Annotated in this window: 10 protein-coding genes; 2 read left to right on the forward strand and 8 right to left on the reverse strand. The window is 59.8% G+C overall.

Annotated features, from left to right (window positions below; genetic code table 11):
• Positions 1–416 precede the first annotated feature (416 nt).
• Entirely contained in the window at positions 417–1,091 is a 675-nt protein-coding gene (locus tag AC0L24_RS00515; protein WP_127811191.1) for a LuxR C-terminal-related transcriptional regulator, read from the forward strand.
• Here AC0L24_RS00515 and AC0L24_RS00520 read toward each other — a convergent pair.
• Positions 1,084–2,826, reverse strand: a complete 1,743-nt coding sequence (locus AC0L24_RS00520; protein WP_127396529.1) for a PAS domain-containing protein — start codon at positions 2,824–2,826, stop codon at positions 1,084–1,086. The two genes, AC0L24_RS00515 and AC0L24_RS00520, sit on opposite strands and share 8 nt — an antisense overlap.
• A gap of 213 nt (positions 2,827–3,039) precedes the next feature.
• Here AC0L24_RS00520 and AC0L24_RS00525 point away from each other — a divergent pair, with 213 nt between their 5' ends.
• Positions 3,040–3,747 carry a helix-turn-helix transcriptional regulator gene (locus AC0L24_RS00525; protein WP_127267495.1) on the forward strand — a complete coding sequence of 236 codons (708 nt, stop codon included), beginning with the start codon at positions 3,040–3,042 and terminating at the stop codon, positions 3,745–3,747.
• A gap of 82 nt (positions 3,748–3,829) precedes the next feature.
• On the opposite strand, the gene AC0L24_RS00530 is transcribed toward AC0L24_RS00525, so the two are convergent.
• The 7 genes from AC0L24_RS00530 to AC0L24_RS00560 form a co-directional block, all read right to left on the reverse strand.
• Entirely contained in the window at positions 3,830–4,870 is a 1,041-nt protein-coding gene (locus tag AC0L24_RS00530) for a glycosyltransferase family 2 protein (RefSeq protein WP_127267494.1), read from the reverse strand.
• A complete protein-coding gene (locus AC0L24_RS00535) occupies positions 4,867–6,234 on the reverse strand; it encodes an oligosaccharide flippase family protein (protein WP_127811190.1) in 1,368 nt (455 codons plus the stop codon). Before AC0L24_RS00535 ends, AC0L24_RS00530 begins: the two co-directional genes overlap by 4 nt.
• 182 nt (positions 6,235–6,416) lie before the next feature.
• Complete coding sequence (locus tag AC0L24_RS00540; protein ID WP_127396545.1) at positions 6,417–8,648, reverse strand: GumC family protein; 2,232 nt, start codon at positions 8,646–8,648, stop codon at positions 6,417–6,419.
• A 1-nt stretch (position 8,649) separates the two neighbouring features.
• A complete protein-coding gene (gene asnB, locus AC0L24_RS00545; RefSeq protein ID WP_127396546.1) occupies positions 8,650–10,647 on the reverse strand; it encodes an asparagine synthase (glutamine-hydrolyzing) in 1,998 nt (665 codons plus the stop codon).
• On the reverse strand, positions 10,647–11,906 hold the full coding sequence (locus AC0L24_RS00550; protein ID WP_473563316.1) for an O-antigen ligase family protein: 1,260 nt from the start codon (positions 11,904–11,906) through the stop codon (positions 10,647–10,649). Before AC0L24_RS00550 ends, asnB begins: the two co-directional genes overlap by 1 nt.
• The gene (locus AC0L24_RS00555; RefSeq protein WP_127811188.1) at positions 11,903–13,111 is read right to left on the reverse strand and encodes a glycosyltransferase family 4 protein; all 1,209 of its coding nucleotides are present in this window, start codon (positions 13,109–13,111) and stop codon (positions 11,903–11,905) included. Before AC0L24_RS00555 ends, AC0L24_RS00550 begins: the two co-directional genes overlap by 4 nt.
• A gap of 701 nt (positions 13,112–13,812) precedes the next feature.
• Complete coding sequence (locus AC0L24_RS00560) at positions 13,813–15,576, reverse strand: calcium-binding protein (protein WP_127397553.1); 1,764 nt, start codon at positions 15,574–15,576, stop codon at positions 13,813–13,815.
• Positions 15,577–15,800 lie beyond the last annotated feature (224 nt).

The raw sequence follows: 15,800 nt of genomic DNA on the forward strand, positions 1-15,800 counted from the left end.
AGCGATGGTAAGTGGCGCCCGAGAAGGCGTCGTCGTGCATTTGAATGGCACTTTCCCGGCCTTTTGATTTCAATATTCCAGCCGGCAGGGCATGGCGCGGCAGGGCAATCAATCAGCGCTGGGGAGCTGTAGCCGCTCGACTGGCAACTGCTGTGCGCATGTCCGGCGCCGGTAACGACCTTCTCGGAAGGGCATCGCTACCATTCGTACGAAAAAAACACTTCAATATCTGGCCCTGAAATGCGTGCGAGTGTAAGCTATATTAGAAAGTTGAAATATGCGGATGGGCGGCGGCGAGCGTCGACATACGGGGGATCAGCGGGCGGCTGATCTGTGTTGGGTCACCGTACGGTCCATCCAGACGGAGGTTTCGGCAGCTAGGGACACATGCGGGGCTGCCAAAAGGTGGGTGGTTCATGTATCGTATTATCATCGCCGACGATCACGGCCTGTATCGTCGTGGGCTGCGACTGGCATTGATGGCCGGCATGCCAGACTTGGAAATATTCGAAGCGGCGTGTTTTGATACCGTCTTAAGCCTGCTTGAAGATCGGGCGCCCGTCGATCTCGCCATCCTCGACCTGAACATGCCGGGACTGTCGGGTCAGGATGATCTTCGCGACGTCTTACCGGCTCATCCCGACACACGGTTTGCAATTGTTTCGGGGACCGATTCACGCGCCGAGATTCTGACTGCCCTTTCGATTGGGCTTCATGGCTATATCGTAAAGTCCCAAACGGACGAGGAGGTGGTCCTGGCGGTGAACGAAATCCTGGCCGGCCGTATTTACGTTCCGGCACTTCTTTCACAAAGGCCCAAGGAGTCGGTACGCCTTCCATCCGTGGCTCCCACGCAAATGCCCCACAGGACCACCAGCGTCAACAATCTGGGCAGGCTTACGTCCAGACAGAAGGAAGTCCTCAGGTTGATGGCCGAGGGTTACTCGAACAAAGAGATTGCCCGCTCTCTTGAAATTGCAGAAGCGACGACGAAGATTCATGCCGCCGCCGTCCTGCGCGAACTTGGGGCACGAAATCGGACAGAGGCCGCGGTTCTGCTGAAGACATGGGCCGCCAGAGACGTCAACTAGCGCCGATTGCTTTTGGCGGCAGCCGGACCGAATATTTCAGTCCGTGATCCAGCATCTCAAGCTTGGAAGAGTGGCCCACGATAGGTTCACCGTCAGCTCCAATAATCAACGACCCAAAGCCACGCCGAGCCGAGGTGGAGACCCGGCGCTCTCCCGATTCCGACCATTCAAACACTATGTCGGCGCCGGGCTCTTGGGCTGCGAATTGCCACACGACCTCGATCCGGCCTGCCGGAGTGCCGAGAGCCCCATGCTTCACGGAATTGGTCGTAAGTTCGTGAACGATCATTGCGAAGCTCTCAGCCGAACCCTCTGCCATTTTTACTTCGGGTCCACTGATCGAAATGTTGTGCGTCCCCATATAGGGCTGCAATTCCTGAGCAATGAGGTCACGGAGGGAAGCCGACAGGCTGCCATCGCGTGAAAGAAGCAGATGCGTCGCCTGGAGTGCGCCGATTTTTTCGATCAGTGTCTGCTTGTAACGGGCAATATCGTTGTCGGGGGCACCGACCATATTTACAAGCGCCGTGATCACCGGAAACAGATTGTTGAGCCTATGGCGCTGTTCAAGCATGGCCCGCTCTCGCTTCTTCGCCGCAGCCCGCAGCAGAATGGTTATGCGTCGATCGGTGAGATCCGCGGCGACTCCTATTCGCTGTGCACGACCGTCGCGCAATTCGTCCCGGCCCCGAAGAGCAATCCAGCGGATATGCCCGCCAGCTCGCCTGATGCGGATCTCCGCATCATAGTTGGCGCCTGATGCAAGCTCTCCCGGGGCCGCCAGATTAGGCAAGTCGGCCGGGTGAACGACCGCGGCCAATTCCTGCAATGGACGGCTCGGCGCGGGTGCCAGTCCCATCATTTCCCAGAACGCGGCTGAGCCATTCACGGACCCGCTCTCGAAATCTATACGCCACGTTCCCAATCGGCTGGACGACAGTGCCAGGTCCAACCATTCCTTTTGAGCCTGGAGTGCCTCGCGGGCGGTTCGCTCTCCAGATATATCGTCCACCATTACAAAGATGCTTTGAGGGAGAGCATCGGCTGGCACGGCCAAAGACAGCGCCAATCTTGTCCACAAAACCGTGCCATCCTTTCTCAGGAGACGGATCTCCGAGCCGAAAGAAGTCGTGTCTTTGAGGCTAGTCAACGCTTCCGCCAAAGTGTGGTTGTCGTCAGGATGGACGAGTGCCCTGAGCGGCAGACTCGAAAGCTCCTCCTCGACATACCCTGTCATCTCACAAAGACGTTTGTTGGACCGTTGCAACTCTCCGTTCTCGCTCATGTTGGCAAAGCCAATGGCGGCACGTTCGAATGCCCAGCGATAGCTGTTTTCGGTTGCCTCCAAGGCCACGAGTCTGGCCTCTGCAACCTGCAAAAGGGTGCGGTAGTCCTGCCTCTGCCGGTGGAAAGTCAGGGCGATCATCCCGCCTGCAACCAGCAGCAGAATGGCCCTAATCCAAACCTCGACGTCAATTGGATTGTTCAGGATATCCCGCGCCAACAAGCCGACAGCCGCCATCACAAACGTTGCCGCAAGGGCGACCAGGCGATCTTCGAGATATGAGATGGCAATAATGGTGGGAACAAACTCAAAAAAGCCGATGTCGTATGCCAGAGACGCCGGCAGCGCTGTCTCCACTGCAAGTGTCGCGATCAGGAGCGACATCGAGGCAAGGTGGGTTAGCAACTTGCTTGAGCTGTTCGGGTGCAAACTGAGCGAATGCAAACGCATGTGCCAGATTAGAACCTTCTGACTAGTCCGTCGAGATTAGACCGAAAAGCGTACAGACTAGTCCGACCGCAGGATTGTTCCCCGGGATTGTAGCGCGCATTTTGTCCGATGTCGGGGGCGGATCTGACCGCAACTCTCCAAGCGACCTGACTGACATGTTTAAGGCACCTCCTTTTGACTAGGGGGCGTTGCCGTTTTGCGGGAGGTAAGAAAATGGCATTGGTTGGTAGGCAAGATGATGGAGTTCTTGGTCGCCAATATGGAGGTTTCGGGGGAAAGCCCGTCTCGGCCTTGAGAACGCAGGGTGGCCATGGTTCCGCCTGGCACCAAGCACCACAAAGGTTCGACGGCGTGGCCGTCGAGCCAAAGCAGAGCAGCCTTGCATCTGTTGTGGGAATGCTTGATCGCATCGGGTGTGGCTATCTGATCCTGAACAGCGACAGGAAGGTCATGGAGTGGAATTCAGCCGCTCAAAACACCTTGGAGCGCGAGGGCGAGGCAGCTGATACGGCCGGCAAGGTGTCGGTTGCTCTGAGGCGGCTGATCGCAAACGTGCCGGGGAATTTTCTTCCCGGCACGCTTTCATGGGTGGTGATCCGCGGCATGGGCGACAGGCCCTTGGTTTTGAACGAGAAGGGCATAGCAACGCCTGACGCGACGAGTATCGTGGCGCTGCTGGATCGTGAAAACAGGTCCGGGCCAAATCCCCAGACGCTGCAAAGAATGTTTGGTCTGACGAGTGCCGAAACGCAACTCGCGCTGCGCTTGGCGCAGGGCGATGCCCCTTTGGAGATAGCCCGCAAGCGGCGCTTGAGCCGGACCACGATAAGGTCACAGCTGGCGTCGCTGTTCGCCAAGACCGAAACTCGGCGCCAGGCGGAACTGGTAGCTCTTCTTGGGCGCATATGCGTCCTGCCGTGAGGTAACGGCCGTACCATGCGCGCGCGCAACAGGCTTGTGCGCGCGCAATCTGTTGCTGGCGTGCTTGTCCGCCAGACTCACCCTACCGCCGTCGTGTGCGCACCCGGCCCAATCTTGGGCGGATTGCAAACACGTGGTTAAGCACGTGCCAGCCCGCCACCTTCATGACGGAAGGCCGGAAGATCTGAATCCCGTCCAGGAACGTGGTCAACCAGGACTGCTGGTGGAACCTCATGGGAATACGAGCAACCCGCAATGCCCGCAGCAATGTCTCGGGAGGCGGGAGATGGTTGCGGTCCTTGATGAGATTCCAGTTAAGCTGCTTGACGGCGAGGGTCACTTCGTCGACCTCGCGGAAACTCTTTGACGTTGTAATGCTTGGATGGTTCGTCGCATCGTAAAAGGTAAGCGGATCGCTTATCGCCACCATGTCCCCATGGCTGGCTAGATCGACGAAGAACAGTTGATCCACTCCGGCCGGAATCTCTTTGTGCGTGCGCATCAAGCAGCCGGCACGAATGACGTCGCTGTTGATCAACAATGTGGATGGAATAATCCCCAGGCAGCGTGTCGCACGCACCAGATAGAGGTCCATCAGGCACTGCTGGCTGGAATAAAGCGAGATCGGTTCCTGCTCCTTGGGGACTTGGCGAAATCGCACTCGCTTGTCCTCGATTATGTTTGCGGCTGACGTCATGAAGGCGACTGAGGGATACTGTTTGGCAACTTCGGCGAATGTCCTGAGTGCACCTGGCGCAAGCCAGTCATCGTCATGCAGCAACTTGATCCATCGTCCGGAGCAAGCCAGCATAGCGTTGTTGGTGTTCTCCACCTGACCGCGACCTCGACTGTTTTCGATAATGCGGATGCGAGGTTCGCTCCGTGCGTAGTCGGTCACGATAGCCCAAGTCTCGCCCTCCGGTCCCTCGTCGTCGCTCACGACCAACTCCCAATCGGAGTAATCCTGGCCCAAGACGCTGTCGATCGCCCTGCGGATCGTATCCGGTCGACGAAAGGTTGGTATCCCGACCGAGATGAAAGGGCGTGACCATGAGACATCGGCCCGGTCATGCTGGGTGACCGCAACTGCCGCTTGAAGGTTGTCAATCGACGACGAATTCATGGTGTTTTTTCCTCGAGACATTCATGTTGGACGCACGTTGCAGCGCCTGCTGGTTGAGGGTCGTGGGTCAACAGGTAGAGTGATGCTGCCATTTTCAGAGCGAAACCCGACGCGCCGCCGGCGGCCATGAAATAGATGACGGTGACTGGCTGCCAGCCCGCCTGGGCGCCGGCGAGCAGCGGGCCAAACACGAGAACCGCCCGTGCGAGGTCGATGACCAGTCTTGTTCCTTGCCGCCGTAACAGAGCGGGAACGTCGCTGAGCGGAGTCGACAACGCCTGTGCCGCGCCCATCAGCGCCAGTGCGGTCATGATTTCCGCAGTGGGCATCCAAGGCTCGCCCAGAAGCGGAACGACCACATAAGGCGCGGCGAGGCCGAGCAGCAAGATCGGCACCGCGGTAAAGGCGGCGGCCAGCAGGAGAAGCCCGCGCGCCACACCAAGCAGGTGTCCACGATTGCTGTTCCGGTTTGCTTCGGCGACAAAAACATTGCTGAGCGGTGTGGCGATCAGCGTCACCGGACCGGTGACCAGCCGCGCGGCCACGCCCAAATATCCGGCAAATGCGGTGCCGAACAGCCCGCCGACAAGGACTGCTGGAAGATTGTTGATTGCTATGCTCGCGAGCGTTGCGGGAATATCGAACAGAGGAAATTTGTATTCCCGCCGAGCCTTTTCCAATACCGCACGCCAAGGTGCCCAGGCGATGCCACGCAAATCCTCCCAACTCATCACCCGATAGCCGATCACCCCGATGAAGACGAACTGGCTCAGAATATGCGCATGGATCATGGCTTCGCCGCCGAGGTGGGCGATGCCGAAAACCAATTGCAGTGCAGCCATGCTCGCCGGCAGGATCAGGCGCCCGAGAGCAAAATCGCGCAAAAGCCCGGCACGCAGACTCCAGCAGTTCATGGCTTCGACCAGACCTGCGCCTCCCATTCCGATCGGAATGAGCCAGGCGAGCGAGCCGAGGCGATCGGGAGCAAGGTTCGACAGCATCTGTCCGGCCGAAAAGGCCAGGACGGTCGTCACGAACACAGCCAAGAGAACAAGCTTGACCGTCACATAGGCCTGCGCGCTCCCCTTGACCCCATAGAGCGAAGCCTCGAAGCGCAATGCCGCGACCCCGGCGAGTATATTCACGATCGACAGGTAAATCGTAAAGACGCCGAAATCAGCCGGCGAATAGAGCCGCGCCAAAACCGGGATTGCAGCAAGAAGGGTGAGCTGGCCGACAATCGCCATTGCCGACACTCCGCTTGCCGCACGAATGATCGAGCCGATCGGGCTCGGCCGAACAACGATGATGGCTGTGCCGGCCGCAGGAACCGTCTTGGGTCTCAGAAGGTCGCTTGGTGCCATCGGTTCGCGCTTCCGAGGGAGGCAAATATCGGGGATTGCCGGAGCCTACGATGCACACCGGACCTTGCCATCATTCACCTGAATGACGCGCTCTGCTGACAGGCTGCACCGTGATCGTCCTGGCCGCTCCCTGGATGAACCGCCCCCGGATCGTACGTAGCCCAAGGACGAGCCTGTGGCCGTCATGCTATTTGCTCGCGCAAGAGGTCAGCGCTGTCCTCGAGCCGATATCCGGCATGTTTCTTCAGATTCACTCGCGTGAGGACACTGCCGACAGGTATTGCAAGAGAACCGTTGCCCTGAAGGAGTTCCAGCACCCCGCGAGCGAGGGTGCGTGGCGTTTTCCTCCACCGGATGGCGAAAAGAACCACGTCCGCCCATCCTGGCAGAAATTTGGCTTCCGGCCGCCCCAGCGCCGACGGCAGGTTTATGATCACGATGCGATAGGTCGCGTGCAGATCCGCCATCACTTTGCCTCCGTCCTCGCATGATAGCAGCGCCAGCAGGTCGTCCGACGGAGCGGCGGTCATCACGTCGATCCCGATTTCATGCAGCCTGGCAACGGCACCTTCCAGGTCGCAGCGATTGCAAACATAGTCAGCGAAGGAATGGCGGTTCTTGCGCTCGCTGAACTGGTGCAGGAACTCGAGCGTGAGCTGAACGCCCTTGCGTTCAAGATCGACCAACAGGACTCGACCGCCCAGTCGCGTGCCGGCGAGCGCCAGGCTCCACGCGAGCTCGGTCCCGCCATCCTGCGGCACGCTGGAGGTGACAAGCGCCGTGTACGACGAACGAGCCCTTAGCGCATTTGGTGCCGCCGCGATCAGCAACGACGTCACGGCGCGGCTATATGCGGACCTGCGCTCCCCCAGCACGAGGTTTCGCAGTTGTTTGGCATGCATTCCGCATGCTTCGGGGATCTGCCCCATACATGGAACCTTGAGCACCGCTTCCGCCTCGGCCTCGCCACGGAAAGTCCGGTCAAAATGATTGCGCATCGTGACGTACATCGCCCCAAGGATAGCGAATAGGATCATCCCGGGGGGAACCAGGAAGATGGCTGGCAATGTCTGCGGGATAGTCGGCGGCCAAGCCGCAGACAGGATCGAAATTCCAGCCGAGGGAACTCCGATACGCCGCGTCAAATCCTGTTGTCGACCCAGGAGTTCGTTATATCGCTGGGTCAGCAGGCTGACCTGCGGCTCGAGAGCCCGCAAACCGGAAAGCCGGCTGGCGGTGTCGGCCATGACCGCATCCAGGATGTTCTTTCGGCTTTCGAGAGCGGCGATCTGTGCACGGAAAATGTTTGCATCGGCAGCAATCTTGTCGACGCCTTGTTCGATCTTGCTTTGCGTCGTGGCTCTGAGTTCCTGGTCTGCCGGCGCGAGAGCCTGTCGAGCCGCAAGGTCGGCAAGTTCAGGCGCGCCAATAGCTTCGGCCAGGGTGATGAGAGTGGCCCCTTGCTCTCGAAGCTGCTGGACGTACCGTAGCCGAGATTCCACGGCGGCGAGATCCGCCTTTGACATCGACAATTGCTGGCTGAGGTCGGCCCGTTCCCTGGCTGCATTGTCCGCCGAGCCTTGGTCGACGGCTCCGTGGCTCAGCCGATATTTCTCAAGGCGGTCAGCCGCTGCCTGCAGATCATTTTGCAGCCCGGGCAGACTGGCGGTGATTGCATCGAGCTCTTGCTGGTCGGATGCCTGCCTTTTCTTCGTTAGGGTGTCGACATAAACCTGAGCGAATGTGTTGGCCACGAGCGCCGCCCGCGCGGGGCTGTCATCGGCGAAAGCGACGGAGATTACTCTCGATCGCAGCTCCTGCCCGACCCGCATGCCTCGCCGCAAAGCTCTCAACTCGGAGGCATCCTCGGCTTGTGGACCGTTGGCTGCCTGGTCCGCCCCTGGCCACAGCCGGTCCAGTAGACCGCCGGCAAGCGAGCGTGTCCTCGGGGGAGGGGTGGCAGACGGTTCAAGCCGGGAATTCCTGCTAGCGGAATTGTCCTGTCCGGTTTCCGCCGCACCTGTCTTGCGCAGTGCCGCCATGACGCGGCGCAGGTGATCTTGCGACGATAGCATCGTGATGTGGTCATCTATGCTTGAATCAACGAGGTCCTGCGAAGACGGGGCGCCGACGGGCAGTGAACCGCGCGAGGGGGCGTCGACGATAAGCTGGGTTGTTGACTCGTAGAGAACTGGTCGAAGGCTTCCCAGCAACCCCGCCAACAAGCCGCCCAACACAGCGAAAGCAACAATAGACCATTTTCTCCTTGCCAAAATCACGAAGAGTTGGCGCGACGCGGTGGGCGGCTCGACATATTCACGCAATGACCGCACGTGCACTCTGCCTTCAAGAACCGGTGCTGGTAGTTGATTGACCCGTGGCAGCTGGATCGGGCTGATTGCGGAACCTACCATCTTACACTCCTGCCAGGTCGAGTTCATGAGTTGGGCCGGTTTGCTGTGCTTGCCGATTGGCCTTGCTCCGCCAGGCCTGGAACATCAACGCGGACCACAATTCGCGCGAGCGGTTCTGGCCATCAATGTGATCGCGCCAGCAGGCGTCGATCTTCGCGGTGTCCAATACGTCACTGCTTTCGGTTCGCATGTCGGCGAGAAGATCGGTGGCCCAGTTGCGCAGCGGACCCCGCAGCCATGCAGCGATAGGGACATCGAAGCCTTGTTTCGGACGCTCGATCAGGTGCTGCGGGAGATAGCGGCGTAGCAATTGGCGAAGGATCCATTTGCCGGCGCCATCACGAACTTTCATGTTGGATGGCAGCCGCCAGGAGAATTCGACAACGCGGTGGTCAAGCAGCGGACACCGACCCTCAAGGCTGTTGGCCATGGTGGCACGGTCCAGCTTCACCAAGATATCGCCAGGCAAGTAGCCCGCCATGTCATCGTAGAGAAGACGGGAGAGCAGGTCGTCAAGCGGCGGACCACCGTAGCCGTGGGTTGGTTCGGTCGGCCGCTGATATCCCAGGTTTTCAGCCTGTGGCCGCGCCAGCCGCTGAAACAATTCGTCTTCGTTCGATGCCGTGAGCAGCCGGGCGAGGCGTTCCATTCGGTCGCTCCGGATAAAATGCCTCGCGCTGGCAGAGAGCGGCAGCTTGCCAACGGCATCGTCACGTCCGGCGCGTGCGAAAAAACCTGCCCCTGCCGCCAAGGTTCGGCGCAGTTGTCGGGGCAGGCGCAGGTGTCGTTTCAGCCGCTCCGCCATAAAGTGGCGGCCGTACCCTGCGAAGCACTCGTCACCACCGTCGCCCGACAGCGCTACGGTGACGTGCTGACGAGCGAGCCTGGCAACGAGTAGGGTCGGTATTTGTGATTCATCGGCGAAGGGTTCATCCCAGACCTGGGGCAACTCGGGAATGACGTCACGTGCGGCGCTTGGCGAGAGGTGAAGTTCGGAGTGGTCGGTACCCAGATGACGGGCAACGGCCGCTGCGTATGGAGCTTCATCAAAGCCGCCCTCCGCGAACGAGATCGTGAAACTGCGAACCGGCTTGCAGGATTGGGCCTGCATCAAGGCGATCACGGCTGAGCTGTCGATCCCGCCCGACAGGAAGCCGCCCAGAGGCACGTCGGCGATCATACGTTCCCGCACAGCCAGCCGAAGCCGGTTGTCCAGTTCGTCAACCAGATCTTCGTCGGTGCCGATGGCGGGATTCCGTCGCCCATCGGCAGCGACGGCAGCCAGCGACCACCAGCGGTGAACGCATCGGGAAAGTCGGTCCGCGCTGCGGTCTTCGGCAAAATTCGCCGCCGTGACGGAAAGGACAGAACCAGGCGGCAGTTTGAACACGCTTCGCCAGATACAGCGATGGTCCGGCACCCATCCCGTCGAAAGCATTGCCGCGGCGGCATCAAGATCAAGGTCGGGAGAAAAGCCCGGAAAGCAATTGATCGCCTTCAGCTCAGAGGCGAAAACCAGCGCATCTCGGGTCGAGGCGACATAGAGGGGCTTTTTGCCCATTCTGTCGCGGGCCAGATGCAGGGTTCTTGTCTTGAGATCCCACAATGCGAACACGAACATTCCGGCAAAACGATTGAGGGCGGCCTCAAGCCCCCAATGCTCGATTGCGCACAGCATCACTTCGGTGTCACTGGCGCCTTGAAAGGTTTGGCCCGCACTCTCGAGTTCACAACGCAAATCGCGAAAGTTGTATATCTCACCATTGAAGGTGATCACGTACCGACCGCTGGCGGAATGCATCGGCTGGTGCCCGGCGGCTGACAGGTCGACAATTGCCAACCGCCTGTGGCCCAGTGCGATTCCAGCTTCGCGGTCGATCCAGAGCCCCTCGCCATCCGGCCCTCGGTGACGCAGCGATGCAGTCATCCGCCCGATCGCTCCAAGCGGCTTTGTGTCCAGAGCGTCGGAAGCCAACAGAATTCCCGCGATCCCACACATTAGGCCACCCTCGGTTCAGCAAGCTGCCGCCGAAGTGCGGTCGGATTTCCGGCAACGAGGCAGAAAGCCAGCGAAAACCACACGATCGGGTGGCGGATGATCAGGTGAGGCATACTGAAGATTATCGTCGACCCCCCGAGCACCAGCAGCGCGTCGAATCCCGCTCGCCAGGCGAAGGACATGGCGGCGCCCACGATCCAGACCAACGCCATCACGGCAAGCAATCCGCCCTGCAGGTAAAGGTCGAGAACGGTGTTGTGCGCTTCGAAAGGTCGCTGCAGAAATTGACGGTCGGCGACGGGAGGCCGCTCGAGATGAGGGCCAGGACCAAGTCCCAGTGAGCCGGATTTCAATCCTTTTTCCACGGCCTCCTGCCACAAATAGAGCCGGAGTTCGAACGTTTCGATGGTCCCTTCCCCGCCATCGTCTTTGGTAAGGCTCTTGGCAAAAGTGGCGACGCTGGTCTCTTCGGTGAGCGCGTACGGCGTCATTGCAAGCGCTAGAGGCAAGGAACCCGCCAACAGCAGAATTGCCGCCATGCGGGGCATGCTGGCGCGGCCACTCGTTGCTATCCATGCACGAAGCCGCAATCCGATAAAGATGAGGCAGCTCAGGATGCTGGTGTAGAGATAGGTGTCGCTCTTCGTCAGCCGGCCGACATAGAAGGTCAGGAGCAGGCATGAGAATGCAAGCCAACGAGCCCATGGATTGCGGGTGGTCGTAGCAAGATGCAAAGCCAGCGGGCCAAAAAGCGCGCAATAGAGCGCAAGTTGGTTCGGGTTCTCGGACCAGCCACGGAACCGGTCCCAGAACCAGGGATCGACGCCGGACTGGTGGATCGCACCATAAGCCAAACCAAGCTGTATCACAAAGGCCCCATTGGCAAACGCGACCACGCACCATGCGCTGCGGCGCAGATGCCGATCGGCGTCCGGCTCCGCCGCGGCCAGGCACGTAAAGCTTGCCAGCAACACATAGGCCATAACGTCATGTACCAGCCCGGTCAGATAAAGAACGGTGGTCAGGTAACCGACGATCGTGCCGATCCCCAAAGCGAGCGACAGGAGCAGCCAGAAGCTCGCCAGTTGGACAAAAGCGGGTGTGATCTGGAGACGGCCGCCGGCGAGTATTCGTCCAATCGCCAGCATGATCCAGATCGCGATGAACAATTCGCCATAGCCGAGCGGCAATCCCGGAACGCCTAGTTGCGTCGCATAGGACATAGCAACGCCCAGGGCGAGCAAGGCGTCCCGGATCATTGATGTGCCCCGCCTCGGTGATTTGCGAGGCCGCCTCCAAGCCCGACCGCAGGGAGCGGTCGCATGTGCCCCGCGCGGAGTGTGTTTTCGTAAAGGTCGCAGTACTGGTCGACCACCAGTGGCAGGGCAAACCGCCTCCGGACAAGTTCAACAGAACGGGCGCCCATCGCCTTGGCCGCCGCGCGGTCGGACAGCAAGTCTATCGTTCGCGAGGCGAGGGCTTCGGCATCATGCGGCGCAACCAGGTAGCCATTCCATCCGTCTTCGACGACGTCGCTGCAGCCTGGCATCCTTGAGGCCACGATGGGCAGTCCCGCCAGCCCCGCCTCGAGCAATACACGGGGAACCCCCTCGCGATACTGAGTGGGAAAGGCGAATACATCGGACATGCCAAGGAGATCGGCGACATCGCGTCGCGGACCCAAGGCCAGCACATGAGGTGCATGCCGATCGAGCTCCGATTTGTCGATTGCGAATGAGCCCTCGGATTCTCGTGGGCCGACGAGCACAAACCGCGCCGCGGGCCTTGCGGACAGGATGCGAGGGATCGCATTGAGAAGGGTCGCCACGCCTTTCTGGCGCGTCAAACGGCCGACGAAGATCACCACTTCGGCGGACTGAAGGCCGAGGTCCTTTCGCATCTTCGTTGCTGAGGACCCGAGATGGCGCACCGTTGCGAACGCATCGACATCGATTCCGGAACTGCGTATCAGTCGCGAAGTTCCGCGGCCGATCAGCTGAAAGCGCTCGAAGAACAGTTGGTCGTCGCGATTTTGGAATACGGTCGCTGCCGTCCAGGAAGACGCAAGCCATTGCAGTGCGCAATAGACCGGACGCAAGGCCAGGGCTCGAGGCTCCAGCGATGAGAACGTCCACCCCAGTCCGTTGATGGTACGAATGACCGGAACAGTTCCCCGTACCGAAAGGGGCGTCAACAGATTTGGCTTGGTGTCGAAGCTCTGGATGAGGTCAGGCTGAAGCTCCTGCATCAAGCGGCGCATCGTTCGGAGAGTGCGCCATTCCCCGCCTCCGCTTGCAAAGCGGTCGAAGGAGAACCTGTGATGCGAAATGTCATGCCGAAGAAACGGTACGGGAGAACCGCTCGAGACCGCCGTAACGCGAAAGCCTTTCTCTCGCAGCGCGATGAGGAAGGGAACTCTCAAGGCGTGATCCTCGCCTCCTACGCAGACCAGGTGCGGGTTCATCTGCCTCTCCCAAGCGCACATGGCCGATTGGCTCTCGATGCTGCCATGGCCCGGTTTTCATCACCTCTGAGCGCATGCCGCCCGAGTGCACGCTAGGGGGACACCAGGTGCCTGTCCTCGTCCGTTTGAATGACACAAGGGATGTTTGGAAGGGTGGCGACCAGCGAGGCGAGATTCCCTCGCGATTGCCGGAGCGTTCATGTGACTCGTGTCTTGCGGGATGAGCGCGGTGCTTGCCTGAGCCGGTACGGGTGGCTGGTCTGCGCACCTTGGTTGTCAAAGGTTTTCGAGTGTCCAATTGCGGCGGCGCGGTGCCTGAGCTCCGCGGTTCGCTGATGGCAAAAAATCTTTGACGCGTGGTTGCGCTGGGCCGTCAAGTCGGCCCTCGGCCCGCGTCGCCCGGTCTTCAGGACGGAACCGGCACGTCAGCTGTTGGTCCACTCATCCGGAACATCTGTCGGGGGGGGGCCCGGGGGCCGCGCCCGGCCGAAAAGAAAGTTTATGTGGGGCGGGTGGCGTTGAGCGGGCAACACCAAGGGGGAAGCGCCAGAAGGGGGCCGTCCGGGGGCCCGCGGGGCCGGGGGCGGGGTTTCTGCGGGCGGACCGGGCCCGTCTTCTGTGGCGCACTATCCCCCCCCCCCGCGGGCGGCCCCCCGGGGGCCCCCCCCCGACTTCTTAAAGCATTTCTTCGCTGGGCTGGTTCAGGTGACCAGGAAAGACGATGCGGTAATCGACAGATGCGGAGAGAGGCTCGCGAAATGGATCTGGTTTGCGCCTCCGACGCCGTCGCTGTCGAAAGAAAGAGCTCCCGTCGAACTGTTGTAGATAATGTGATCGGAACTGTCATGCGCGGTTTTGCCGGCAAAGAAAGCGTCCGACGAGAGGCCCCCCTGATCGAGACCGGCAAAGATGGAATGATCGAGGTGGATTTTGTCCTGGGCTTTGTTGAAATCAGTGATCCTGTCGACATTTCCGTCGCCAAGAGCGGTACTGAAAACGAAGACATCACTGCCGCGGCCGCCGGTCAAAGTATCGGCTCCACCGCCGCCGTCGATCTTGTTGGCGCCGGCGTTGCCTTTGACGGTCTGAGCGAACTCATTGCCCGTCAGGTCGATCGCGGCCTTGCTGGACGCCTTGCTGGTCGCGAGTTGTTCGATGTGCGAGCCAGCCGATAGGGCGAAACTCACAGAGGCGAGGACTTTATCGATGCCGCTGCCCTTCTGCTCCACCACCTTGTCGTGAGCATTGTCGACGGAGTAGGTGTCATTGCCACCATATCCGGTCATCTTGTCGGCGCCACCGCCACCATTAATCTTGTTGGCGCCGCCATTCCCATAGATAGCTTGATCGAATTCGTTGCCGGTCAAGTTGATGGACCCCCTGCCACCCGAACTGGCGGTGGAGAGCTGCTCGATATGTGAGCCCGCCGTAAGAGCGTAACTCACCGAGGCCGCGACCTTGTCGAACCCCCCGCTTGGCGCTTCCATCGCCTTGTCATGGGCATTGTTGACGAGATATTTGTCATTGCCCGTGGTCGCGTGAAAAACGTCTGCGCCGCGCGTGCCATGGAAGACATGATCGCTGTCCGACGGGGCCGGCGCGGCCGGAACTGGAGCGGCGGCATCTGTCGGAGGCGTGGCCGGAGCAGGGGCGGCGACGTCGGTTGGAGGCGGGGTCGTGGTATCGATCGGATCGGTTACTGGGGGGGCGGCAGAGCCACCGGTGCTTTGGAGGTTGTGCTGCTGGAAGAAGGCCTGCAGCGCCGGCGAATTCTCCAGCGCTGTGTCTCCGTTCTGCGAACCCCAAGCATAGGCATAATCGAAAGCAGGCGACGGAACCAGTGCTGCCCAATGATCTATCATCGTTTGCATCTGTTCCGTCGTCGGCATCTGATGCTTCCCGCCCGTGTCGGTCGTCCAGTTGCCACCGCCAAAAGTCTGGTAGACCGGAATGATCTTGTCGATCGGGATGCCGGACTTCACTGCCGCGCCCACGGCCCTGTCGATCATGTTGTAGTCGACCGTGCTCACGTCATCGCGCACCGGGTACGGGTCCAACCCGTAATAGTCGATGCCTGTATTGGCCGGATTATAGGTATTGGAAAAATCCGGATTTGTAGGAGACCCCATATTCATCATGGTGACGAAGGTCTTGGCGCCCGGAAAATGGGAATGGATCCAATCCGATTCCGCTTTCAGGTTTTCGGCAGTTGCATATGTGCCCCACCTGCCGGTGGGATCCGGCTCGTCCATCAGGAAAAATCCGAACACCTTCGGATTGTTCAGAAATGGTGTAACTTTTTCAATGAAGGAGGAGGTGACGCCGTCGTGCTCGCCGAGATAGACGAGGCCTTTCATGCCGTCCGGCAAAGCATTGACCTGCGAGAGATATTGAACATCGACAAGGTTGAACCCGGCGGTTGCGACTTCGGTGGCTGATCCACCGGACGCATAATGGAGTGTCATCCAATGATCCTTTGGTTGATTCGATTCTTGCCCCGCGTCTGCTTAGGTGATTGCTACATTAGGATGAAATCAAATACGAAACACAGGGGGATAGAATGTTTGATTGATCTAAGTTGTTGCTCAGTAGCAGGTATTTTGCTCAGCCGACCGTGGCACCTTTGAAAGTGTTTGGGAGCAAGGACATACGCCTCTTTTGCCGGCTCCGTTCTGACCAGTTCCTTTAG

The organism is Mesorhizobium sp. WSM4809, from assembly GCF_055811655.1.